The 22,830-nt window shown below is 71.2% G+C and carries 16 protein-coding genes and 2 pseudogenes; 13 read left to right on the top strand and 5 right to left on the bottom strand.

Annotated features, from left to right (window positions below):
* Positions 1-80: 80 nt before the first annotated feature.
* The gene (locus AB0M28_RS27855; RefSeq protein WP_365410653.1) at positions 81-1,199 is read left to right on the top strand and encodes a peptidoglycan bridge formation glycyltransferase FemA/FemB family protein; all 1,119 of its coding nucleotides are present in this window, start codon (positions 81-83) and stop codon (positions 1,197-1,199) included.
* 65 nt (positions 1,200-1,264) lie between these two features.
* The gene (locus tag AB0M28_RS27850; protein WP_365410650.1) at positions 1,265-2,287 is read left to right on the top strand and encodes an alanine racemase; all 1,023 of its coding nucleotides are present in this window, start codon (positions 1,265-1,267) and stop codon (positions 2,285-2,287) included.
* Positions 2,288-2,356: 69 nt separating this feature from the next.
* Here the strand turns inward: AB0M28_RS27850 and AB0M28_RS27845 are convergent.
* From AB0M28_RS27845 to AB0M28_RS27835, 3 genes and pseudogenes are all read right to left on the bottom strand, one after another.
* Positions 2,357-2,734 (bottom strand): annotated as a pseudogene (locus AB0M28_RS27845) (restriction endonuclease); the annotation flags it as partial.
* Positions 2,735-3,271: 537 nt separating this feature from the next.
* Positions 3,272-3,586, bottom strand: a pseudogene (locus AB0M28_RS27840) (Bro-N domain-containing protein); the annotation flags it as partial.
* Between the two features lie 121 nt (positions 3,587-3,707).
* The gene (locus AB0M28_RS27835; RefSeq protein WP_365410647.1) at positions 3,708-4,520 is read right to left on the bottom strand and encodes a GntR family transcriptional regulator; all 813 of its coding nucleotides are present in this window, start codon (positions 4,518-4,520) and stop codon (positions 3,708-3,710) included.
* A 104-nt stretch (positions 4,521-4,624) separates the two neighbouring features.
* Here AB0M28_RS27835 and AB0M28_RS27830 point away from each other — a divergent pair, with 104 nt between their 5' ends.
* The 9 genes from AB0M28_RS27830 to AB0M28_RS27790 all read left to right on the top strand — a co-directional run bounded on the left by AB0M28_RS27830 (position 4,625) and on the right by AB0M28_RS27790 (position 15,834).
* Positions 4,625-6,007, top strand: a complete 1,383-nt coding sequence (locus tag AB0M28_RS27830) for an extracellular solute-binding protein (protein WP_365410644.1) — start codon at positions 4,625-4,627, stop codon at positions 6,005-6,007.
* A complete protein-coding gene (locus tag AB0M28_RS27825) occupies positions 5,985-6,965 on the top strand; it encodes a sugar ABC transporter permease (RefSeq protein WP_365410641.1) in 981 nt (326 codons plus the stop codon). The genes AB0M28_RS27830 and AB0M28_RS27825 overlap by 23 nt, the downstream gene beginning before the upstream one ends.
* Complete coding sequence (locus AB0M28_RS27820) at positions 6,962-7,834, top strand: carbohydrate ABC transporter permease (protein ID WP_365410638.1); 873 nt, start codon at positions 6,962-6,964, stop codon at positions 7,832-7,834. Before AB0M28_RS27825 ends, AB0M28_RS27820 begins: the two co-directional genes overlap by 4 nt.
* On the top strand, positions 7,834-8,928 hold the full coding sequence (locus AB0M28_RS27815) for an ABC transporter ATP-binding protein (RefSeq protein ID WP_365410635.1): 1,095 nt from the start codon (positions 7,834-7,836) through the stop codon (positions 8,926-8,928). The genes AB0M28_RS27820 and AB0M28_RS27815 overlap by 1 nt, the downstream gene beginning before the upstream one ends.
* On the top strand, positions 8,925-10,148 hold the full coding sequence (locus AB0M28_RS27810) for a CehA/McbA family metallohydrolase (RefSeq protein ID WP_365410632.1): 1,224 nt from the start codon (positions 8,925-8,927) through the stop codon (positions 10,146-10,148). The genes AB0M28_RS27815 and AB0M28_RS27810 overlap by 4 nt, the downstream gene beginning before the upstream one ends.
* On the top strand, positions 10,139-11,032 hold the full coding sequence (locus AB0M28_RS27805; protein WP_365410629.1) for a sugar phosphate isomerase/epimerase: 894 nt from the start codon (positions 10,139-10,141) through the stop codon (positions 11,030-11,032). Before AB0M28_RS27810 ends, AB0M28_RS27805 begins: the two co-directional genes overlap by 10 nt.
* Positions 11,029-12,177, top strand: coding sequence for a Gfo/Idh/MocA family oxidoreductase (locus AB0M28_RS27800; RefSeq protein WP_365410626.1), 1,149 nt, complete (start codon positions 11,029-11,031; stop codon positions 12,175-12,177). Before AB0M28_RS27805 ends, AB0M28_RS27800 begins: the two co-directional genes overlap by 4 nt.
* Complete coding sequence (locus tag AB0M28_RS27795) at positions 12,170-14,830, top strand: alpha-mannosidase (RefSeq protein WP_365410623.1); 2,661 nt, start codon at positions 12,170-12,172, stop codon at positions 14,828-14,830. The genes AB0M28_RS27800 and AB0M28_RS27795 overlap by 8 nt, the downstream gene beginning before the upstream one ends.
* A gap of 125 nt (positions 14,831-14,955) precedes the next feature.
* A complete protein-coding gene (locus AB0M28_RS27790; RefSeq protein ID WP_365410620.1) occupies positions 14,956-15,834 on the top strand; it encodes a deoxyribose-phosphate aldolase in 879 nt (292 codons plus the stop codon).
* A 1-nt stretch (position 15,835) separates the two neighbouring features.
* Here the strand turns inward: AB0M28_RS27790 and AB0M28_RS27785 are convergent, their stop codons facing one another.
* On the bottom strand, positions 15,836-17,395 hold the full coding sequence (locus tag AB0M28_RS27785) for a glycosyltransferase 87 family protein (protein ID WP_365410617.1): 1,560 nt from the start codon (positions 17,393-17,395) through the stop codon (positions 15,836-15,838).
* An 89-nt stretch (positions 17,396-17,484) separates the two neighbouring features.
* Positions 17,485-20,253 carry a transglycosylase domain-containing protein gene (locus AB0M28_RS27780; RefSeq protein WP_365410614.1) on the bottom strand — a complete coding sequence of 923 codons (2,769 nt, stop codon included), beginning with the start codon at positions 20,251-20,253 and terminating at the stop codon, positions 17,485-17,487.
* Between the two features lie 372 nt (positions 20,254-20,625).
* Here AB0M28_RS27780 and AB0M28_RS27775 point away from each other — a divergent pair, with 372 nt between their 5' ends.
* The gene (locus tag AB0M28_RS27775) at positions 20,626-21,303 is read left to right on the top strand and encodes a PadR family transcriptional regulator (RefSeq protein WP_365410611.1); all 678 of its coding nucleotides are present in this window, start codon (positions 20,626-20,628) and stop codon (positions 21,301-21,303) included.
* A gap of 53 nt (positions 21,304-21,356) precedes the next feature.
* Positions 21,357-22,439 (top strand): inositol-3-phosphate synthase, encoded by a 1,083-nt coding sequence (locus AB0M28_RS27770; protein ID WP_365410608.1) that lies wholly within the window; start codon positions 21,357-21,359, stop codon positions 22,437-22,439.
* Positions 22,440-22,830: the final 391 nt, after the last annotated feature.

Raw genomic sequence — 22,830 nt, 5'->3', positions numbered from 1 at the left:
CGCCCCGTCCCCCGCTGGGGCGCTCCGGGCAGCAGTAGGCTTCCGTCTCAAGCCTCGCAGTCCATCTAGGAGCGCCCCCCATGAGCCTGACCCTGCGGACCATCAGCCGCGAGCAGCATCTGGCGTACATCCAGAGCCTGCCGGCGGCCAGTCACTGCCAGGTGCCGGCGTGGGCGGACGTGAAGGCGGAGTGGCGCTCGGAGAGCCTGGGCTGGTTCGACGACCTGGGCCGACAGGTGGGCGCGGGCCTGGTGCTGTACCGCCAGCTGCCCAAGGTCAAGCGCTATCTGGCGTACCTCCCCGAGGGCCCGGTCATCAACTGGTACGACCCGAACCTCGAGGGCTGGCTGCGCCCCATGCTCGACCATCTGAAGGCCCAGGGCGCCTTCTCGGTGAAGATGGGCCCCCCGGTGGTGATCCGCCGCTGGAACTCCGAGTCCATCAAGGCGGGCATCGCGAGCCCCGAGGTCAAGCGGCTGCGCGACGTCGAGGCCGACGTCATCGAGCCGCGCGCGTTCGAGGTCGCCGAGCGGCTGCGCCGTATGGGCTGGCAGCAGGGCGAGGACGGCGGCGCGGGCTTCGGCGACGTACAGCCCCGCTACGTCTTCCAGGTCCCGCTGGCCGGGCGCGGCGAGGCCGACCTGCTCAAGGGCTTCAACCAGCTGTGGCGCCGCAACATCAAGAAGGCCGAGAAGGCCGGCGTCCAGGTCGTCCAGGGCGGACTGCAGGACTTCGCCGAATGGCAGCGGCTGTACGAGATCACCGCCGAGCGCGACCACTTCCGCCCGCGCCCCCAGAGCTACTTCGAGCGCCAGTGGAAGGCCCTCAACTCCGAGGACCCCACCCGGATGCGGCTGTACTTCGCCCGCCACAACGGGGTGAACCTGGCGGCCACCACCATGATCAAGGTCGGCGGCCACGTCTGGTACTCCTACGGCGCCTCCGACAACATCGGCCGCGAGGTCCGCCCGTCCAACGCCATCCAGTGGCACATGATGCGCGACGCGCTCATGGCCGGGGCGTCCGTGTACGACCTGCGCGGGATCAGCGACACCCTCGACGAGTCGGACCACCTTTTCGGTCTCATCCAGTTCAAGGTGGGTACGGGCGGCGAAGCGGCCGAATATCTCGGCGAATGGGACTTCCCCCTCAATAAGCTGCTCCACAAGGCACTCGACATCTACATGTCGCGCCGCTGAACCCGCTCACCGCTCAACCGCCTGATCCCGCCGCTGACGAGCTGACGAAAGGTCCCGGGCACGCCATGGCGCTCACCCTCTATGTCGACACCGCGCGCTGGCGCACCCACCAGCACCATGTGCTGCAGCAGTACCCCGGCATCGTCCCGGTCTGCAAGGGCAACGGCTACGGCTTCGGCCACGAGCGGCTCGCCGACGAGGCGACCCGCTTCGGCGCGGACGTGCTGGCCGTCGGCACGATCTACGAGGCCGCACGGACGAAGGACTACTTCGGCCGGGACCTGATGGTCCTCACGCCGTACCAGATCACCGAGGAGCCGGTGCCGCTGCCGACCCGCGTCATCCGCACCGTCGCCTCCGTCGACGGAGTCTCGCGCCTGGTCGGGGCGCGGGTCGTCGTCGAGGTGATGTCCTCGATGCGGCGGCACGGGGTGACGGAGGAGGAGCTGCCCAAGCTCGCCTCCGCACTGCACGACGTGCGCTTCGAGGGCTTCGCGATCCACCTCCCGCTGGAGTCGGTGAACGCGGTCGAGGAGGTCATCACCTGGATGGACCGCCTGCGCGCCGCCCGCCTCCCGCTGCACACGATGTACGTCAGCCATGTCACGGCCGCGGAGCTCGCGCGGCTGCAGCAGCAGTTCCCGCAGACGCGCTTCCGCGCGCGGATCGGTACGCGGCTGTGGCTCGGGGACCACGAGGCGACGGAGTACCGGGGCACGGTCCTGGACGTCACGCCCGTCGCCAAGGGCGACCGCTTCGGCTACCGCCAGCAGAAGTCCGTCGGCGACGGTCACCTCGTCGTCGTCTCCGGCGGTACGTCGCACGGTGTGGGCCTGGAGTCGCCCAAGGCGATGCACGGCGTGATGCCCCGCGCGAAGGGCGTCGCCCGCGCCGGCCTCGCGACGGTGAACCGCAACCTGTCCCCGTTCCTGTGGCAGGGCAAGCAGCGCTGGTTCGCGGAGCCCCCGCACATGCAGGTCTCGATCCTGTTCCTCCCCGACGACGTCGCCCCGCCGGCGGTGGGCGAGGAACTCCCGGCACAGCTGCGCCACACGACGACGGCGCCGGACCGGATCGTGGACCGCTGACCCCTTCGCGGGACATCTGAGCCGGGCCCGAAGCCGCAACTTCTCCTTGCGACTTCGGGCCCTCTCAGCTCACGGACGCAGCACGTCCAGCGCCCGCCCCTCGTTCCAGTCCTGGAACTCCCCGCGCGAGAGGGGCGTGATACCGCGCCGCTCCGCGAGCTCCAGCGCGGCCGGGGTGAAGCCGCTGGTCGCCACGAACAGCGCGACCTCGGCCTTGTACTCGAGCAGCGCGGTGCCGACGAACTTCTGCATGTCGGCGTTCGGCACGGTCCGGTGCGGGGCGTAGTGCTTGCACTGCACCACGATCCGCCGCCCGTCGGGCGCCCGCCCGACGACGTCCGCGCCCAGATCGCCGCGACGCCCGCTGACGTGCACGTCGGTGCAGCCGTCGCGGCGGAGCAACCGCGCCACGTACTCCTCGAACTCGTGCCAGCTCATGGCGTCGACGACCTCCATGGGGCAGCCGAGATCGGGCTGGCGGGGATGAGGCACGGCGGGTCCGTGCTCCGGGACGGGTGCCTGGCGCTCGAGCGCCGCAGTGACCCGCTCCAGGGTCCGCGCCAGGTCCTTCTGCACCTCCGTGGTGTGCAGCTGGGCCATGGCCACGTCCTTGAGGGACCGCGCGACGTCCTGCAGCGCGCGGGACGTCTCCTGCAGGGCCTGGGCGCTCAGATGGTGGACGGCGAGGGTCTCACGCTGGACGGCGAGCATCTCGCGCTGCACCTCGAGCGATTGGGTATCCAGCGCAAGCCGCGCCTCGTGCTCGGCGGCGAACTGCTCGTCGAGCCCCATGTTGCGCTCTTCGAGCCGCACGATGGCCGCCATCAGCGGGATGGGGATGACGTAGCCCGTCGCCCCGTTGTCGTCGGCCGGCGGCACCTCCGACTCTTCGAGTTCGTACGACCCGTCCCGCTGAACGGTCACGACCACCTCGGTCACCCAGCTCTTGAACCGCTCCGCCCCCGGTTTGGTGCACGCGTTGACCAGCCTGATGAGACCGTGCAGGTTCACCATGTTCAGGTCTCGGCGCCACTCCCGACCTGCGGGAACGCTCAGACCGTAACGTGTGGTTACGGTCTCGAGCGTGGCCCGGCCGCCCTCGTGCACGTGATCGGCGAGTGCCTTTCTGGCATTCGTGTGCCCGAGCTCCTCGCAGACGTCCACCGCCGGGAACCAGTGCTCCCCGTCCGGTGTCGTCAGCCTCCGCACCCGCGCCCCCGTCGCCGCGTACACGAAGTCGCTGACGTCGATCGCGTCCTGCCTCGTCACCTCCGACGGTGACTTCTCGTATTCGCTCATCGCGAATCACCTCCGCGACGAACACAATCAGTCACGACCTCTGCACTGCATTCGAAAACCAGCGGATCACCCGACAGGGTTTTTGGCACACCAGACCGAACGGTGGGCGGCCCCGATCCGCCTACCCCCGTACCAGCAGCTGCAGCTCGAACGAGTACCGCGACGCCCGGTAGTAATGGCTCGCGTACTCCACCGTCCGTCCCGTCGTGTCGTACGCGATGCGCCGCATCGTGAGCAGTGGGGCGCCCGGGGCCTCGTCCAGCAGTGCCGCCTCCGCCGCGGTCGCGGACCGGGCGCCGATCGTCTGGTGCGCGGAGTGCAGCGTGGTGCCCGCCGAGCGCATCAGGCGGTACAGGCCCGTCCTCTCCAGCGCGGGCGCCGAGAGCGCGAGGCCCACGTCCGGGAGGTAGTTGCACATCACCGCGAGCGGCTCCCCGTTCGTCGAGCGGAGCCGTTCGAGGCGGAGCACCTCCGTGCCCTCGGGCACGGACAGCGCGGCGGCGACCGCGGCGTCCGCGGGGACGCGGTCCACCGAGAGCACCCGGGTGGAGGGGCTCTGGCCCGCCGCGTCGAGGTCGTCGTAGAGGCTGGAGAGTTCCAGGCTGCGCCGGACCTTGCTCTGCACCACCTGCGTGCCCACGCCCCGCCGCCGGACCAGCAGGCCCTTGTCGACCAGGGCCTGGATCGCCTGGCGCACGGTGGGGCGGGACAGGCCGAGGCGGGCGGCGAGGTCGATCTCGTTGCCCAGCAGGGCGCCGGGCAGCAGCGCGCCCTGCTCGATCGCCTCCTCCAGCTGCTGGGAGAGCTGGTGGTAGAGCGGGACGGGGCTGGTGCGGTCGACGCCGAGGTGCAGGGACGCCAGAGCGCCGCCGGCGTCCGCTTCGGACGCCCCCGCGGCGGGCGCGGGCGCGACGTCGGGTGGCGTGGGTCTCATACGGCCAGTCTAGATGCACGTTACATAAATGTTAAGACATTAGAACTTCACGTCATCAGGATGACGTGTAAGGCTCCTGGGCACTTGACCGAGGAGACTCACACATGACCGTGCTGACCAGACGTGCGATGGCGCTCACTGGCGCCGTCTCCCTGACGCTCCTCCTGGCCGCCTGCGGCGGCTCGGACGACGCCGGGTCCAAGAACTCCCTGACGATCACGACCAACTCGATCGCCGGCGGAAAGAACTCCGCGGAGGCGGAGTGGATCGAGAAATGGGTCATCCCGCAGTTCGTGAAGGAACAGAAGGCCAAGGGCGTCGACGTGAAGGTGACGTTCCGGCCCAGCGGCGTGGAGGACGAGCAGTACAAGACCAAGCTCGCCCTCGATCTGCAGTCGGGCTCGGGCCCCGACGTCTTCGGCATCGACGGCATCTGGGTCGGCGAGTTCGCCCAGGCCGGTTACATCGCCCCGCTCGACAACGTTGCCAAGGGCGTGGACGGCTGGGACGGCTGGAAGCAGATCCCCGACTCCGTCCAGCAGCTCGCCTCCTTCGACGGCAAGCGCTACGGCATACCCAACGGCACCGACGGCCGGGTCCTGTACTACAACAAGGAGCTGTTCAAGCAGGCCGGCCTGCCCGCGGACTGGCAGCCCACCAGCTGGGACGAGGTCCTCCAGGCCGGCGAGAAGCTGAAGTCCGTCAAGGACGTCACGCCCATCCAGCTCGACGCCGGTACGGCGATGGGCGAGGCGACGACCATGCAGGGCGTGCTGCCGCTGCTGGCCGGCACGGGCGAGGGCGTCTACGCCGACGGCAAGTGGACCGGCGCGACCCAGGGCGTGAAGGACGTCCTCGGCATGTACGAGAAGGTCTACGGCTCCGGAAAGCTCGGCGACCCGCTGCTGCAGCAGGAGGCGAAGGGCCGCGACAAGTCCTTCGAGGAGTTCTCGAAGAACAAGATCGGCATCCTGCTGGAGGGCGACTACTTCTGGCGCAGCGTGATCAACCCCAACGGCGGGGTCGCCCCCATGGCCGACCGGGACACGGCCGTCGGCTACGCCAAGATCCCGGCGATGAACCCGGGTTCCGGGGTCAACGGCCAGGACTTCGTGTCGTACTCCGGCGGCAGCGTGCAGACGCTGAACCCCAAGTCGAAGAACGCGAAGCTCGCCGGCGAGCTGATGGAGTTCATGAACTCCCCCGAGGCCATCAAGGCGCAGCTGGCCGGTGAGGCCCGGATCACCGCCCGTACCGACGTCAACAACGAGGTGCTGGCGAACGACCCGATGCTGGGCTTCATCGCCAAGGAGGTCCTGCCGGTCACCTCCTACCGCCCGCCGATGGCGGAGTACACGCAGGTCTCCACCCTGCTGCAGGAGGCCACCGCCTCGGTCGTCGGCGGAAAGAGCGCCGAGGAGGCCGCCGAGGGCTACGCCAAGGATCTGGAAGGGGCCGTGGGCGGTGCCGACAACATCAAGTCCTGAGCTCGACGCCCCCGCGGCGGGAGTGCAGGACCCGGAGGGGCGCCCGGCCGGCGCCCCCTCGGCGAAGGTCCGGGCCGGCGGCGATGCCGCCGGCCTGGGCCGGGCCCGCGCCGCGGCCTTCATCACCCCGGCGATGCTGCTCATCGCGGCGTTCCTGCTCTTCCCCGCCCTGTGGACCATCTATCTGGGTCTGACGGACTACAAGCTCACCGGTATCGCCGCGGCCGACCCGCAGGTCGTGGGGCTGGACAACTTCAAGAACGCCCTGGACGACGACCGGTTCGGCAACTCGATGTGGCTGACCCTCCAGTACGTCCTGGGCTCGGCCGTGATCGGCCAGTGCGTCCTCGGCTTCGCCATCGCCTGGCTGATGCGCGAGCGGCGCGGCGCGCTGCGCAGGCTGGTCGAGGCGCTGCTGCTGCTGGCGTGGGTGCTGCCCGGCTCGGTGGTGACCTTCCTGTGGATCGCGCTGCTGGACCGCGACCACGGGTCGCTCAACGCCCTGCTCCAGACGCCGGGCACCGCCTGGCTGCTGGAGTACCCGATGGCGTCGATCATCGTCTTCAACATCTGGCGCGGCGCCGCGTTCTCGATGATGCTCTACGCCGCCGCGATCGGGAACGTACCCCCGTCGCACCTGGAGAGCGCCCGGCTGGCCGGAGCGTCCACCTGGCAGCAGCTGCGGGACGTCGTGCTCCCGCGGATCAAGGGCCACATCCTGACGAACCTGCTGCTCATCAGCCTGTGGACGTTCAACGACTTCACCCCGTTCCTCCTCACGGCCGGCGGCCCCGAGGACAAGACCGAGATCATGCCGGTGTTCATCTACAAGCTCGCGCTGAACAGCGGGGAGCTTGGCTTCGGCGCGGCGATCTCGGTGCTGATGCTGCTGTTCAACCTGGTCATCGCGCTGGTCTACGTGCGGATGCTCCGGCAGCGGAAGGACGACACCGCATGACCGCCACCCTCGTGAAGCAGGCCGACCCCGCACACGAGGCCGCGGTGCGGCAGGCCCGGCGGGCCGTACGCACCATCGGCTTCTACGTCTTCGTCTGCCTGCTGATCGCCTTCTTCGCCCTGCCGCTGCTGTGGCTGGTCCTCGCGCCCTTCGACTCGGCGCCCAGCGTCACGGCGTCGCTGCCGGACTTCACCCTGGACAACTTCCGCCAGCTGGCCGACAACCCGTACGCCCTGCGGTCGCTGGGGAACTCCATCGTGCTGGCGGCCGGCGCGGGCGCGCTGACGGTGCTGCTGTCGGCGCTGGCCGCGTACGCACTCAGCCGGGTGAAGCTGCCGGGCCGGGACGTCCTGCTGTACGTCCTGCTGCTGCTGTCTTCGATCGTGACCGGCACGGCGGCGATGGTCCCGCTGTTCAACCTGGCCTTCGAACTGCATCTGATCGACTCCCAGCTGGGCGTCGTCCTGATCCTGACCGGCGGCATGCTGCCGAGCGCCATCTTCATCCTGAAGGACTTCATGGACGGCACGCCCGTGTCGTACGAGGAGTCGGCGCGGGTCTTCGGCGCCTCGCCGCTGCAGATCGTGCGCGACATCGTCGTCCCGATGGTCCGTCCGGGTCTGGCGACGATCGCCGTGTGGGCGGTGGCCCAGGTCTGGGGAAACTTCCTGGTGCCGTTCCTGCTGCTGCGTACGCCGGAGAAGTCACCGGCGGCAGTCGTCATGTACACGTTCTACACCGAAGGCGGACAGCCGAACCTGGCCCTCATCTCCACCTTCTCCCTGCTCTACTCGCTGCCGGTGGTCCTGATGTTCCTGTTCGTCAGCTCCCGGTACGGATTCCGGTTCCACGGAGGTATCAAGCGCTGATGGCATCCATCACCATGAGCGAGCTCGTGAAGGTCTACCCCGGCGGGGTCCGGGCGCTGGACTCGATCGACCTCACCGTCGAGGACGGGGAGTTCTTCGCCCTGCTGGGCCCCTCGGGCTGCGGCAAGACGACGCTCCTGCGCACCATCGCCGGCCTGGAGTCCGCCAGCGGCGGCGGCATCCGCATCGGGGAGCGGGACGTCACCCGTCTCGCGCCCGGGCAGCGGGACGTGGCGATGGTCTTCCAGGACTACGCGCTCTTCCCGCACATGACGGTCACCGACAACATCGCGTACCCGCTGAAGATCAAGAAGGTCCCGACCGCCGAGCGCGGCGCCAAGGCCGCCGAGACGGCCGCCGAGCTGGGGCTGTCGGACTATCTGGCGCGCCGCCCCGGCCAGCTCTCCGGCGGTCAGCAGCAGCGCGTGGCCCTCGCCCGGGCGATGGCCTGCCACCCGAAGGTGTTCCTCTTCGACGAGCCGCTGTCGAACCTCGACGCCCGGATGCGGCTGGAGGCCCGTACCTTCCTCAAGCGCCTGCAGCGCGAGCTGGGCGTCACCACCGTCTTCGTCACCCACGACCAGGCGGAGGCCCTGGCGCTGGCCGACCGCATCGCCGTGATGGAGGGCGGCCGGATCCGCCAGCTGGGCAGCCCGAAGGAGGTCTTCCACCGTCCGGCGAACACCTTCGTGGCGTCCTTCATCGGCTCCACCCCGATGAACCTCCTCGACGCCGTCGTCACCGGGAAGACCCTGGCCGTCGGCGAGGAGCCCGTCGCCCTGCCGCGGGAGTACGCCGGCTCCGTCACCGACGGCGAGAAGCTGGTCCTCGGCATCCGCCCCGAGTACCTGGCGTACAGCACCGAGCAGGTCCCGGGCGCGCTCCACGGCGAGATCACCGTCGTGGAGAACCTGGGCAGCGCCCAGCTCGCCACCCTGCACGGCCCGGCGGGCTTCGTCCAGGCCGTCGTCGACGAGGAGACCACGCTCTCGCTCGGCGACCGCGGCTGGGCCGTGCCGCGCGCCGACCGGGTGCTGCTGTACCGGGACGGCGACCTGATCGGCGCCCGCGAGGGCGCCGGGAGCGCCACGTGACCGGCGCCGTCACCGTCCACCGCGGCCGCTGGTCGCTTCAGGACCGGCTCGACGCGATGCTGCGGGAGCTGCCGTTCGAGGTGCCGCCCGGCACCGCCGCCGTCACGGTGGAGCTGTCGTACGACCGGGGGCAGGGCGTCCTCGACCTCGGCTGCCTCGGCGCGGCCGGCTTCCGCGGCTGGTCGGGCGGCGCCCGCGACACGTACACCGTGGCGGCGGACTGGGCGACGCCCGGCTACCTGCCGGGCGAGCTGGAGCCGGGCACCTGGCAGGTGCTGCTGCGCCTGCACCGCGTGCCGCCGGCCGGTCTGGCGTACGAGGTGCGGGTGACGGCCTCCGCCGCCCGCCCGGCACCCCCGGCCCCCGCCGGGGAACCCGCGCCGGTCCGGCGCCCCGCCGCCCGCGTACGCCGCGACATCCCCGGCACGGGCGGACTGCGCTGGTACGCCGGTGACTTCCACGCCCACACCGTGCACAGCGACGGCGCCCTGACCGTGCCCGAGCTGGCCCACCGGGCGGCCGGCCACGGTCTGGACTTCCTCGCCGTCACCGACCACAACACCGTCAGCCACCACCCCGAGCTGCCGGCCGTCGGCGCCCGCCAGGGCATCACCCTCCTCCCCGGCCAGGAGGTCACGCGCGACGACGGCCACGCGAACGTCTTCGGCGACGTCGGCTGGGTGGACTTCCGCCGGCCCGCCGACTCCTGGTACGCGCACGCCCGCGACCGGGGCGGCGTGATGTCCGTCAACCACCCGCTGGGCGGCGACTGCGCCTGGCGGCTGCCGCTGGGCGAGCGGCCGCGGCACGCGGAGGTGTGGCACTCCGGCTGGTTCGACCGCCGCTGGGGCGCCCCGCTGAGCTGGGCGCAGGCGTGGCGGCCCGACGTCATCGCCATCGGCGGCAGCGACTTCCACCGCGACGGCAGCGACGCCGAACCCGGCAGCCCCACCACCTGGCTGCTCGCCGCGGACGACAGCCCCGCGGCGCTGCTCGCGGCGCTGGCGGCCGGCCGTACCGCCGTGTCCGCGGGCGCCGAAGCCCCGCTGCTGCTGCGCACGGACGACCGGCTGCTCGCCCTCGACGCCGACGGCCTCGTCCTGGTCCGCCCGGACGGAAGCCGCCAGGTCGTCCACGGCGACCGCACCACCCTGCCCGCCGGGAGCGGGCCGTACCGACTGGAAAGCTACGAGAACGAGGTGATCGCACTGTGTCAGTGAGCATCAAGGTGGCGAACGCCCCGGTCAACTTCGGTGTCTACCACCCCGACCGGGCCCCCCTCGCCGCCCCCGAGCTGCTGACCGCACTGGCCGCCGCGGGCTACGACGGGGTCGACTCCGGCCCCGTCGGCTATCTCGGCACCGCCGACACGCTCGCCGGCAACCTCGCCGACGCGGGCGGTCTGGGCCTCGCCGGCGGCTGGATCGACCTGCGCTACGGCGACGAGGACGGCTTCACCGCCGACCTCCCGAACCTCGACGCGACGCTGGACGTCTTCACCTCCGTCCCCGTCACCGACCCGCGCTTCGCCCCACGCCCCACCCTGGCCTGCCCCGACAACGCCGAGCGCGTCAGGCGCCCCGGCCGGGCGCACGGCACGGTGGCGGACTGGCCCGGCTTCGCCGCCCGGCTGCAGCGCGCGGCCGACCGGTGCCGCGAGCGGGGACTGGAGCCGGTGTTCCACCACCATCTGGGCACCGACATCGAGAGCACCGAGGAGGTCGAGCGGCTGCTGCTGGCCACCGACGTCTCCCTGTGCCTGGACACCGGCCACCTCCATCTCGCCGGCGGCGACCCGGTCGCCGCGCTGCGCGACTGGGCGCCGCGGATCAAGCAGGTCCACATCAAGGACGGCTCCCGCGCCGTCCTGGAGCGCACCCGCGCCGCGGGCGGCGACTTCCACGACGCCGTCCGCGACGGCGCGTTCCCCGTCCTCGGCGAGGGCGAGATCGACCTGGCGGCCTGCGTCGCCGCCGTCCACGACACCGGCTACACCGGCTGGGTCGTCGTGGAGCAGGACGCCCCCGCGACGGGCCGCGCCCTGCAGACGATGCTCGCCGACCAGCTCACCAACCGCGACGTCCTCAGAAAGGCCGGCCTGTGACCCGCGTTTCCCTGGCGGTGGCCGGCCTCGGCACCATCGCGCAGACCATCCACCTCCCGCTCCTGGAGCGCCTGTCGGACCGCTTCACCCTGACCGCGCTCGCCGACGCCTCCCCCTCCCTCGCCGACCGCACCGGCGCCCGCTACGGCGTCCCCGCCGAACGCCGCTTCACCGGCGTCGAGGAGATGCTGCGGGCCGGCGGCTTCGACGCCGTGCTGCTGCTGACCTCCGGCAGCCACGCCCCGGCCGCCGCCGACGCACTGCGCCGCGGTTACGCCGTACTCGCCGAGAAGCCCCTCGGCTACGCCCTCGCCGAGACTGACGAACTCGCCGCTCTCGGCGAGGAGCTGACCTCGCGGCTCATGGTCGGCTACATGAAGCAGTACGACCCCGCCGCGCGGCGGCTGGCCGCGCTGGTCGAGGAGGCCGGGGGCGCCAGCGCGATCCACCACATCGACATCACGGTGCTCCACCCCTCCTCCGCCGCCCAGCTCGCCTTCGCCCGACTGCGCCCCCCGGCAAACGACATACCCGCCGGCGTACTGGCGGAGCTGCGCGCCGCCGGGGACAAGCCGCTGCGCGCCGCCCTCGGCGAGGACGCGGACCCCCGGGTCCGCGAGCTGTACGGCATCATCATGAACAGCGTCTGCCACGAACTGTCCCTGATCCGCCTGCTCTGCGGCCCCCCGGCCACGGTCGACAACGCCGTGCTGTGGCCCGCCCGCGACGCGGGCCCCGGCGACGCCCCGTCCGTGGAGCTGTCCGGCGCGCTGGCCGGCGGCGGCCGCTACGGCATCCGCTGGCTGTACCAGCCGGACTACCCCGCCTACCGCGAGACCGTGTCCGTCCACCACGCCAGGGGCTCGGCGGAGCTGGTCTTCCCCGCCCCGTACCTGCTGAACGCCCCCACGCGGCTCACCGCGACCTCCGGCCGCGAGGAGCGCGTCACCCGCACCGACTTCACCTCGCCCGTCGGCGGTTTCGAGGCCGAACTCCTCGCCTTCCACCGGCTCGTCACGCAGGGCACACCGCCCCTGTCCGGTGTCCGCGACGCGGCCGCCGACCTCGTCTTCGCCCAGGCGGCCGTCCGCCGCCTCGCCGCCGCGAACGGCCTGCACCTCGCCGGGGAGTCCGCACATGAGTGACCAGACCGCACACCACGACCTCGTCGTCGTCCCGCACACCCACTGGGACCGCGAGTGGTATCTGCCGTTCCAGCGCTTCCGCCTGCAGCTGGTGGCCCTGCTGGACGAGCTGCTCGACCGGATGGAGGCCGACGAGCGCCACCGCTTCACCCTCGACGGGCAGCTGGCCGCCGTCGACGACTACCTCGAGGTGCGCCCCGAGGCCCGCGAGCGCGTGGTCGCCCTGGTGAAGTCCGGGCGCCTGGCCATCGGCCCCTGGGACATCCTGATGGACGAGTTCCTCTGCTCCGGCGAGCAGATCGTCCGCAACCTCGAGCGCGGCATCCGCCGCTCCGGCGAGCTGGGCGGCACCATGCCGGTCGGCTATCTCCCCGACATGTTCGGCCACATCGCGCAGATGCCGCAGATCCTGCGCGGCGCCGGCCTGGACCACGCCTGCGTCTACCGCGGCGTGCCCGCCGCCGTCACCAGCGACACCTTCGCCTGGACGGCCCCCGACGGCACCGCGGTGCGCACCCGCTTCCTCCCCGCCGGCGGCTACGGCAACGCGGCGGGCCTGCTCGCCGACCGCGGCGCGGTCGCGGAGCGGATGCGGGAGCTGCACGACCGGATGAGCCCCTGGGCGCTGCCCGGCGGCGGCCCGCTCCTCGGCATGTACGGCTCCGACCACAGCGCCCCCGAGGCGGACGCCCCCGACCTGCTCGCGGCGGCCGGCGAGGCCACCGGCATCACCACCCGCCTGGCCACCCTCGCCCAGTTCTTCGCGGAACTGCCCGCCACCACCGAGGGCCTGCCCGTCCTCACCGGCGAGCTGCGCTCGCACCTGCACTCCAACATCCTCCCCGGCGTCAACTCCGTCCGCCCGCGGCTGAAGCAGCTGATGGGCCGCGCGGAGCGGTTCGTCGAGCGGTACGCGGAGCCGATGGCGGCCCTGTACGGCGACGGCGGCGAACAGCGCTTCCTCGACATGGCCTGGCGGCGCCTCATCGCCGTCAGCGGGCACGACTCGGTCACCGGCTGCGGCTGCGACGAGACGGCCGTGCAGGTCGGCGCGCGGATGGCGGAGGCCGAGCAGCTGGGCCAGGCGGTGTGCGACCTGATCGGCCGCCGCCGGGCCGCCGACGTACCGGCCGACGCGGTGCTCGTCTTCAACCCGTCCCCGTGGCCGCGCTCCGGGCTGGTCCTCATGGAGGCCGACCGCGCGGGCGTGGAGGTGATGGCCGACGACAGCGACCTCCCGGCGCACGTCGCCCTGGCCCGCATCCACGGCACGGAGCTGTACGGGCGGCACATCTCGTCCTGGACGCTGGACGACTCCACGCTCACCTTCACCGTGGCCCGCCACGAGACGACCGCGTTCGACGTGGCCGACGTCGTCGAAGCGCTCGGCGACGGCTGGCGCGAGCGCCGGCTGCGGGTGCGTATCGTCACCGCGCCCTCGGCGACGGTGCCGGTGTACGCCGAGGTCCCGGCGCTGGGTTTCGCCGCCGTGCGGGCCCCGGAGGCGGACGCGGCGCTCCCGGCGTACGACGTGCGGGCCGACGGCCGCGTGCTGGACAACGGGCTGGTCCGGGTGGAGATCGCCGGCGACGGCACCCTCACCCTCACCGGCGCCGACGGCACCACCACCAGCGGCCTGGGCGCCCTCGTCGACGGCGGCGACCTGGGCGACACGTACAACTACGCGCCGCCCGCCGCCGACGTGCTCGTCACGGAGCCCGAGTCGGTGCGCGTCACCCGTACCGCCGTCTCGCCGCTGCGGTCCGAGCTGACCGTGGAGCGCCGCTACTCCTGGCCCGCCGCGGGCGACTTCACCGTCGACTCGCGCACCACCCGCACCGAGCGCGCCGACGTCACGATGCGCGTGGAGGTGCGCGCCGGTGAGCCGTACGCCCGGATCTCGGTCGACTTCGACAACCGCTGCGAGGACCACCGGCTGCGGCTGCACCTGCCGCTGCCGTCGCAGGCCGCGTCGTCCTTCGCCGAGGGCCAGTTCGCGGTCGTCGAGCGCGGGCTGACCGCCGAGGGCGGCGGCGGGGAGTACCCGCTGCCCACCTTCCCCGCGGCCGGTTTCGTCGCCGCGGGCGGGCTCGCGGTGCTGCTGACGGAGTACAGCGAGTACGAACTCACCGACGAGGGACGCGAGCTGGCGCTCACCCTGCTGCGCTCGGTCGGCCGCATCTCCCGCAACCGGCACGTCCTGCGCGACGAGCCGGCGGGCCCGCAGGTCCCCACCCCCGAGGCGCAGAGCCGCGGCCGCCGCACGGTGTCGCTGGCGCTGATGCCGTACGCCGGGACCTGGCCGGACGCGTCGGACGCGGTGCTGCGCGCGGCGGAGGAGTTCCGCCACGAGCTGTACGCCGTACCGGGCGCCGGCGCCCCCGCCACCCCGCTGCCCGCGCCCGAGTCCGGGCCGGCCGTCGACGGCGCCGGGATCGCGCTGACCAGCGTGCGCGAGCGCGGCGAGTGGACCGAACTGCGCGTCGTCGCCGAGGGCGGCAAGGACACCGAGGCCGTGATCGGCGGCGCCTTCACCCGGGCCCGGTACGCGGACCTCCTCGGCCGGCCGGGCGAGGAGCTGCCGGTGACGGACGGCCGTCTCACCCTGCCGCTGCGCGCCTGGGAGATCGCGACGGTCCAGCTGGGCCGCTGACGGCAGCCGCCGCGCGGCCCGTCAGCGGGCCGCGCGGCGGTGACCGGCCGCCCTCGGCATGCGCCCTCCGCACGCCCTTCGCACGCCCTCAGCCCGTCCTCAGCACCTCAGAAAGCGAGCCCGAGTTGAGCATCGGAGTCTCCGACCTCACCACCCTGCGCGCCGGCCGCCCCGAGGCGATCGCCGAGGCCGCGGCCCGTCGCGTACGCCGACCGCTGCTGCGGGACGGCGGCAGGCTCATGATCATCGCCGCCGACCACCCGGCCCGCGGCGCCCTGGCCGCCGGCGGTGACCCGCTCGCCATGGCCAACCGCGCCGGCCTGCTCGAGCGCCTGGTCACCGCCCTGTCCCGGCCCGGCGTGGACGGCGTCCTCGGCACCGCCGACATCCTCGAGGACCTGCTGCTCCTGGGCGTCCTGGACGACAAGGTCGTGCTCTGCTCGATGAACCGCGGCGGCCTGGCCGGCGCGTCGTTCGAGCTCGACGACCGCTTCACCGGCTACCGGCCGCAGGACATCACCCGGATGCGCTTCGACGGCGGCAAGCTGCTGCTGCGTATCGGATACGACGACAGCGGCTCGCTGGCCACGCTGCACGCCGCGGCCCGCGCCGTCGACGAGCTGGCCGAGCGCCGTGTGCCGGTGTTCGTCGAGCCGTTCCTCTCCCACCGCCGGGACGGCCGGATACGCAATGATCTCGGCGCGCGGGCCGTCGCCACCTCCCTCGCCATCGCCTCCGGCCTGGGCGGCACCTCCGCGTACACCTGGCTGAAGGTGCCGGTCACGGCGGACCCCGACGACATGGCCGAGGCCATGGAGACCTCCACCCTGCCCGCCGTGGTGCTGGGCGGCGAGGTCAGCGCCGACCAGGACGCCACCTTCGCCGGCTGGCGCAAGGCCCTCGCCCTGCCCACGGTGCGCGGACTGGTCGTGGGCCGCTCGCTGCTCTACCCGCCGGACGGCGACGTCGGCGCGGCCGTCGACACCGCGGTGGGCCTGCTGTGAGCTAGTTCCCGCCGTCCGGCGCGGCCCACGCCTCCCCGGGTGCCGCACCCCACGCGACCGGCGGACCCGGCTGCCCCTCGAAGCGGGCGGCGTGCTTGGCGTGCGCCGCGTGTCCCAGGACGAACGCGTCCGGCGCCCGGTCCAGCACGCCCCCGCCGGGGTCGTCGTCCCCGGCCGCGCGCACCGGATCGCGCTCCGGCTGCAGGATGTCCCGTACGACCATCGCGCACAGGTACAGCGTCCCCAGCAGATGGACGGCGACCGCCCAGTGGTACTTCTCCGCCGGGATGCCGCCCGGGTTCTCACCGCCCGTGGTGTTCGCCAGGTACAGCCAGATGCCGGCGAAGTACGCGACCTCGCACGCCTGCCAGATCAGGAAGTCCCGCCAGCGCGGGCGGGCCAGCGCGGCGAGCGGGATGAGCCACAGGACGTACTGCGGGGAGTAGACCTTGTTGGTGAGGATGAAGACGGCCACCACCAGGAACGCCAGCTGCGCGTAGCGCGGCCGGCGCGGGGCGGTCAGCGCGAGGGCCGCGACGCCCAGCATCAGCGCCGCCGCCAGCAGGGCGGACACCGTGTTGACCACGGACGTCTCGATGCTCTGGTCCCAGCGCTGGGAGAGGACCAGCCAGAAGGAGCCGTAGTCGATACCGCGCTCGCGGCTGAACGAGTAGAACTTCACCCACCCGTCCCAGGCGAAGTACATCACCGGCAGGTTCACCGCCAGCCACGCTCCGACCGCGCCTCCCAGCGTCGTGAAGAACGCGCGCCACCGCCCGGCCCGCCAGCACAGCACGAACAGCGGCCCCAGCAGCAGGAACGGATACAGCTTCGCCGCCGTCGCCAGCCCCAGCAGCACACCCGCCGCCAGCGGCCGGCTGCGCGACCACATCATCATCGACGCAGCGGTCAGCGCCACGGCCAGCAGGTCCCAGTTGATCGTGGCCGTCAGCGCCAGCGCCGGCGCGAGCGCCACCAGCAGCCCGTCCCAGGGGCGGCGCCGGTGGGTGCGGGCCACGCACACCACGAGCGCGACGGCGCACACCATCAGCATCCCGGCGTTGACCAGCCAGTAGACCTGCTCGCGGTCCACCAGGTCCGAGCCGCCCGGGGTGAGCCAGGAGGCGACCTCCATGAAGAGCCCAGTGAGCACCGGGTACTCCAGATAGTCCATCCCGCCGGAGACGTTGCCCGGGATCTCGTCGAAGTACGGCACCAGATCGTCGGCGAAGCCGCGCCCCTGGAACAGGTGCGGGATGTCGGAGTAGCACAGATGCGTGTACTGGGCGTTCGCGCCGCCGAACCACCCCCCGTCGTAACAGGGGAACTTCTGCGCCATCCCCAGCGCGAACATCCCGATCGCGACCAGCGCCACGATCCGCACCGGCGTCCACCACTGCCCGCCGACCAGCGCGTATCTGCCGGACGGCCCGCCGATCAGCTCACTGCCGCGCGCCGCGACCTCGTCCTGCGTGGTGGGCCGCACCAACGGCAGCTCGTCGGCCCCGCCCCCCGTGCGGGGTGCGGGCTCCCGGCCGAAGTCGTCTCGCACGCTCGTCATGGAGCCATCCTGCCAGTACGCCGATACGACCCGGCCCCCGCGGACGCGATGTCCGCGGGGGCCGGTCCGGCCTCGGTCTTACGCAGGCGTCAACCGCCCAGCAGCCCTCTGTTGTTGCCGCCGTTGCCGTTGGTGGAATCCGTGGTGGACGGCGATGGGGATGGCGACGGACTGGTGCCGCCGGTCGTCGTACCGCCCCATGTCGTCCCGCCGTCGGTGGTCGTCCCGCCGTCGGTGGTGGTGCCGCCGTCGGTGGTGGTACCCCAGCAGGTGGGGTCCATCGGGTCGCAGGACTCCGTCGGCTTGTTGCCGGGCTTGGGCTTGTCGGTGCTCTGGCCGGGCGGGGTGCTCTCCGTCTTGGAGGGCGTCGGGGACGGGGAGGCGCTGGGGCCGAAGACCTTGTTGTCGATCGGCTCGGCCGCGGGGAACTCCTTCGCCGGCTTGCCCTTGAGCGCCGCCGTCATATAACGGGTCCAGACCTCGGTCGGCAGGTCACCACCGTGGACGGAGGTGAGGCCCGCGACGCCGTTCATGGACAGCAGGGAGGGGAACTCCTTGGTCGCCTGGTCGCGGATGACCTTCTTGTCCATGGGCTTGCCGGTCAGGTCCTGGCCAGAGACGGCCTTGCCCGTCTCCTTGTCGATCACCGCGTCGTTGATCGGACGGTAGAAGGTGATCGCCGTGGACAGCTGCGGGGTGTAACCGACGAACCACGCGGACGCGTTGCTGTCGGTGGTACCCGTCTTGCCGGCTGCGGGCCGGTTCCAGCCAAACTGCTGCGTCTTGGTGTACGCCGTACCGGTGGGCTTGTCGATCACGCCCTGCAGCACCTTGGTGAGGTTGTTGGCGACGTTCTCGCTCATCGCCTCCGTCGGCTTCGGCTCGGGAAAGCTGGGGAGGTCCACGCCCTGCCTCTTCACCTTACGCACGGTGTGCGTCTCCTCATGGACGCCACCGTTGGCGAAGGTGGCGTAGGCACCGGCCATCTGGATGGTGTGAGGCGTCGAGGTGCCGATGTAGAAGGACGCGTTCTCCTTGTCCATACGGCCTTCGGGGATACCGGAGTCCTTGGCGATCTTCTTGACGTTCTTGTAGCCGACATCCCAGCCGAGCTGGACGAACGGACTGTTGATGGACTTCTCCATCGCCGTGGTCAGCGGGACGACGCCGTAGCTCGAACCGCCCTCGTTCTCCTGGCGGAACGGCTTGCCGTCGTCGCCCTTCACCAGGGTGCCGTCGTGGTCGACGATCGTCTGCGCGTTGTTGGCCTTGTACTTGCTGTCGGGCGAGATGCCCTCGCTGTCGGAGTCGTACGTGCCGTACTCCATCGCCGCCGCGAGGTCGAACGGCTTCCACGTCGAGCCGACGGGGACACCGCTGGCACGCGCCGAGCTGACGTACTGACCCGTCTGCTGGCCGGGACCGCCGTACATGGCGACCACCTCACCATTGGCGGGGTTCACGGAGGCGCCGCCGATCTGCAGATATTTGTCGTTGGTGCGGTGCTTCTCGTCCAGGCGGGCCTTGCGGGTCTCCTTGACCGCCTTCGCCAGCTCGTCGACCTTCTTCCTGTCGAAGGTCGTGTAGATCTGGTAGCCGCCGAGGTCGAACTCCGCCTTGTCGAGGCCGGTCTTCTCCAGGACGTACGCGTTGGCGGCGTCGACCAGATAGCCGATCTGCCCGTCCATGCTCTTGCCGACTCGGGACGGCTTGATCTTAGGGAGCTCGGTGTACTTGCCTCGCTCAGCCAGGCTCAGCGGGGTCTTGCCCTTGATCTCGACCTTGGTCATCCGGTCCAGGATCCACGACCAGCGGTCCTTGAGGCGCTCGGTGTTGTCCGCGGCGCTGGTGTACTGGCCGCCGGCCGGGTCGTATCGGTCGGGGCCGTTGAGCATCGTGGCGAGGAACGCGGCCTGCGACGGGTCGAGGGCGTCGGCGTCCACCCCGAAGTACGTCTGGGCGGCGGCCTGGATGCCGTACGCCTGACGGCCGTAGTACGCGGTGTTGAGGTAGCCGGCGAGAATGTCGTCCTTGCTGACGGAGGCGCCCACCTTTATCGAGATGAAGATCTCCTTCACCTTGCGGGAGACGCTCTGGGTCGAGTCCTGCAGCTTGGCGTTCTTCACGTACTGCTGGGTGATCGTGGAACCCGACTGGGTCTGCTGGCCGCGCGCCATGTTGAACACGGCACGCGCGATCCCCTTGGGGTCGATGCCGGAGTCCTCGTAGAACGACGCGTTCTCCGCGGAGATCACCGCGTTCTGCATGTTCTTGGAGATCTCGCCGATGCCGACTTCGGTCCGGCTGTAACCGGCACCCGAGGACACCATCTGGGTACCGTCGGCCCAGTAGTAGACGTTGCTCTGCGCCTGTGCGGCATCAGCGACCTTCGGCACGCTCACGAGCATGAGGCCTATGGCCGTCAGGCCGACGAGCAGGCCGGCGCCCAGCACGCACATGGCCATGACCTGTTTCCAGGACGGCATCCAGCGCTTCAGACCATCCTTGTCCGAGCGCGGGTAGTCGACGAACCGCTTCTTGGCCGGCGGCGCGGACCGCCGACGGCGCGACGGACCGTAGTCGTCGTCGCCGTACCCGCCGGCGTCCCCGCCGCCGCGGCGCCCGCCACCACCGCCGTAGCCACCCGAGCGGCTCCCGGCGTAATCACCGCCGCCCGCTGCCCGGCGCCGGCCACCGCCGGCGCCGCCTGCTGCACGGCGCGCCGCGGCGCGGCCGCCGTACTCACCACCCGCTGCGGGGGCGCCATAGCCCCCGCCGGCGCCGCCCGAGGGGGCGCGGCGGCGGCCTCCGCCTCCAGCGCGTCCGCCGTTCGGCGGCTTGCGACGGTGCTCGCTCATGGAAGGACTACTCCTAGGACAGGTCGGTGCCTCGCCTAAAGGCGGTTGCTGTCAGCCGGTCCCCCCGAAGCGCGGCCGGGCCGAAGGCAACCAGCCGCACTGTACCGAGGACGAGGACGTCCCCATCAGGCTCTTGGTTCCCAGTGGCATGCATTGCCGACCAGAGTACGCACCGGCCAAACCCTTAACTCCCCTGCTATCGGAGCAAAACCGGCACAACGCTGCGGGTGACTTCGCCGATGTGACGCCGTTCACAGCGGTCCCTCTTGCTGGCTCCGGAAGGCCGTTCTATCGTCTGGATGTATCGAGTCGATACATCGGACTGCCATAGTGGTCGCGGACCACGGAGACGGACGAGGAAGGAGGACAGCGATGAGCCGACGCTCCGGCATCCTCGAGTTCGCCGTCCTCGGCCTGCTCCGCGAGTCCCCGATGCACGGTTACGAGCTGCGCAAGCGGCTCAACACCTCACTCGGGGTCTTCCGCGCGTTCAGCTACGGCAGTCTCTATCCCTGCCTGAAGACGCTGGTCGGCCAGGGATGGTTGACGGAGGAACCGGGAAACGCCGCGGACGACGCACTCGCCGCGACGCTGGCCGGCCGCCGCGCCAAGATCGTCTACCGGCTGACGGCCGAGGGCAAGGAGCACTTCGAGGAGCTGCTCGCCCAGACCGGCCCGGACAGCTGGGAGGACGAGCACTTCACCATGCGCTTCGCCTTCTTCGGCCAGACCTCCCGCGATGTGCGGGTGCGTGTGCTCGAGGGACGGCGCAGCCGGCTCGAGGAGCGCCTCGAGAAGATGCGGACGTCGCTCGCCCGCACCCGTGAGCGGTTCGACGACTACACGCTCGAGCTGCAGCGCCACGGTATGGAGTCGGTGGAACGCGAGGTCCGCTGGCTCACCGAGTTGATCGAGAGCGAACGCGCGGGGAAGGACCAGCGCCGGTCCGACCCCGACGACAGCGCAGGTACAGAGTCACATGAGACGGGCGGCCTGCCCCGGGACCGGGGTGGTACCCGGCCGGATCCGTCCGACGACACATCCAGCTGAGGGCCTTGCAGTCCGCAGGTCCTGATTTCCGAAACACAGGGAGCAACCGTCTAATGGGTTCGGTTCGCGTAGCCATCGTCGGCGTGGGCAACTGCGCCGCGTCTCTGGTGCAGGGCGTCGAGTACTACAAGGACGCCGACCCGGCGTCGAGCGTCCCGGGTCTGATGCACGTCCAGTTCGGCGAGTACCACGTCAAGGACATCGAGTTCGTCGCCGCGTTCGACGTCGACGCCAAGAAGGTCGGCCTGGACCTCGCGGACGCCATCGGCGCCAGCGAGAACAACACCATCAAGATCTGCGATGTGCCCAACTCCGGCGTGACCGTGCAGCGCGGCCACACCCTGGACGGCCTCGGCAAGTACTACCGCCTGACCATCGAGGAGTCCGACGCCGAGCCGGTCGACGTCGTCCAGGTCCTCAAGGACACCAAGGCCGACGTCCTGATCTGCTACCTGCCGGTCGGTTCCGAGGACGCCGCGAAGTACTACGCCCAGTGCGCCATCGACGCCAAGGTCGCCTTCGTCAACGCCCTCCCGGTCTTCATCGCCGGTACGAAGGAGTGGGCGGACAAGTTCACCGAGGCCGGTGTGCCGATCGTCGGTGACGACATCAAGTCCCAGGTGGGCGCCACCATCACGCACCGTGTGATGGCGAAGCTCTTCGAGGACCGCGGTGTCCGCCTCGAGCGCACGATGCAGCTCAACGTCGGCGGCAACATGGACTTCAAGAACATGCTCGAGCGCGACCGCCTCGAGTCGAAGAAGATCTCCAAGACGCAGGCCGTCACCTCCCAGATCCCCGACCGCGACCTGGGCGAGAAGAACGTCCACATCGGTCCGTCGGACTACGTGGCCTGGCTGGACGACCGCAAGTGGGCGTACGTGCGCCTCGAGGGCCGCGCCTTCGGCGAGGTCCCGCTGAACCTGGAGTACAAGCTCGAGGTCTGGGACTCCCCGAACTCGGCCGGCATCATCATCGACGCCCTGCGCGCCGCGAAGATCGCCAAGGACCGGGGCATCGGCGGCCCGATCCTCTCCGCGTCCTCGTACTTCATGAAGTCCCCGCCGGTGCAGTACTTCGACGACCAGGCCCGCGAGAACGTCGAGAAGTTCATCGCCGGCGAGGTGGAGCGCTAGCCGCTCCGCCGAGGCCCACACCCTTCCCGGGGGCTCCGCCCCCGGACCCCGGTCGGGGCGGGTGACACCTCCGCACAGCGAACACGGAAGGGGCCTTGGGGTTCACCCCCCGGGGCCCCTTCGTCGTACCCACCCAGGAATCCGACCACCAGGACACAGCGACGGGCCACGGTGTTGGACGGTGCACGGTGTTGGACGGTGCACGATGTAGCACGGTGTAGGACGGTGCGCGGTGTAGGACGGTGCGCGGTGTTGGACGGTGTCGGACGCAACACCAGCCGCCCGCAACACCAGCCCGTCCGGCGTTTGAGGACGAGCGCCGCAGGCGCGACGCGGGCGCAGCCCGCAAAGGGGGCCCGGGGGCGGAGCCCCGCCGAGGGCGACGTCGAGA

Source organism: Streptomyces sp. NPDC051940, assembly GCF_040680895.1.
Taxonomy (GTDB): Bacteria; Actinomycetota; Actinomycetes; order Streptomycetales; family Streptomycetaceae; genus Streptomyces.
This window is presented reverse-complemented; position numbering and strand designations above follow the sequence as displayed.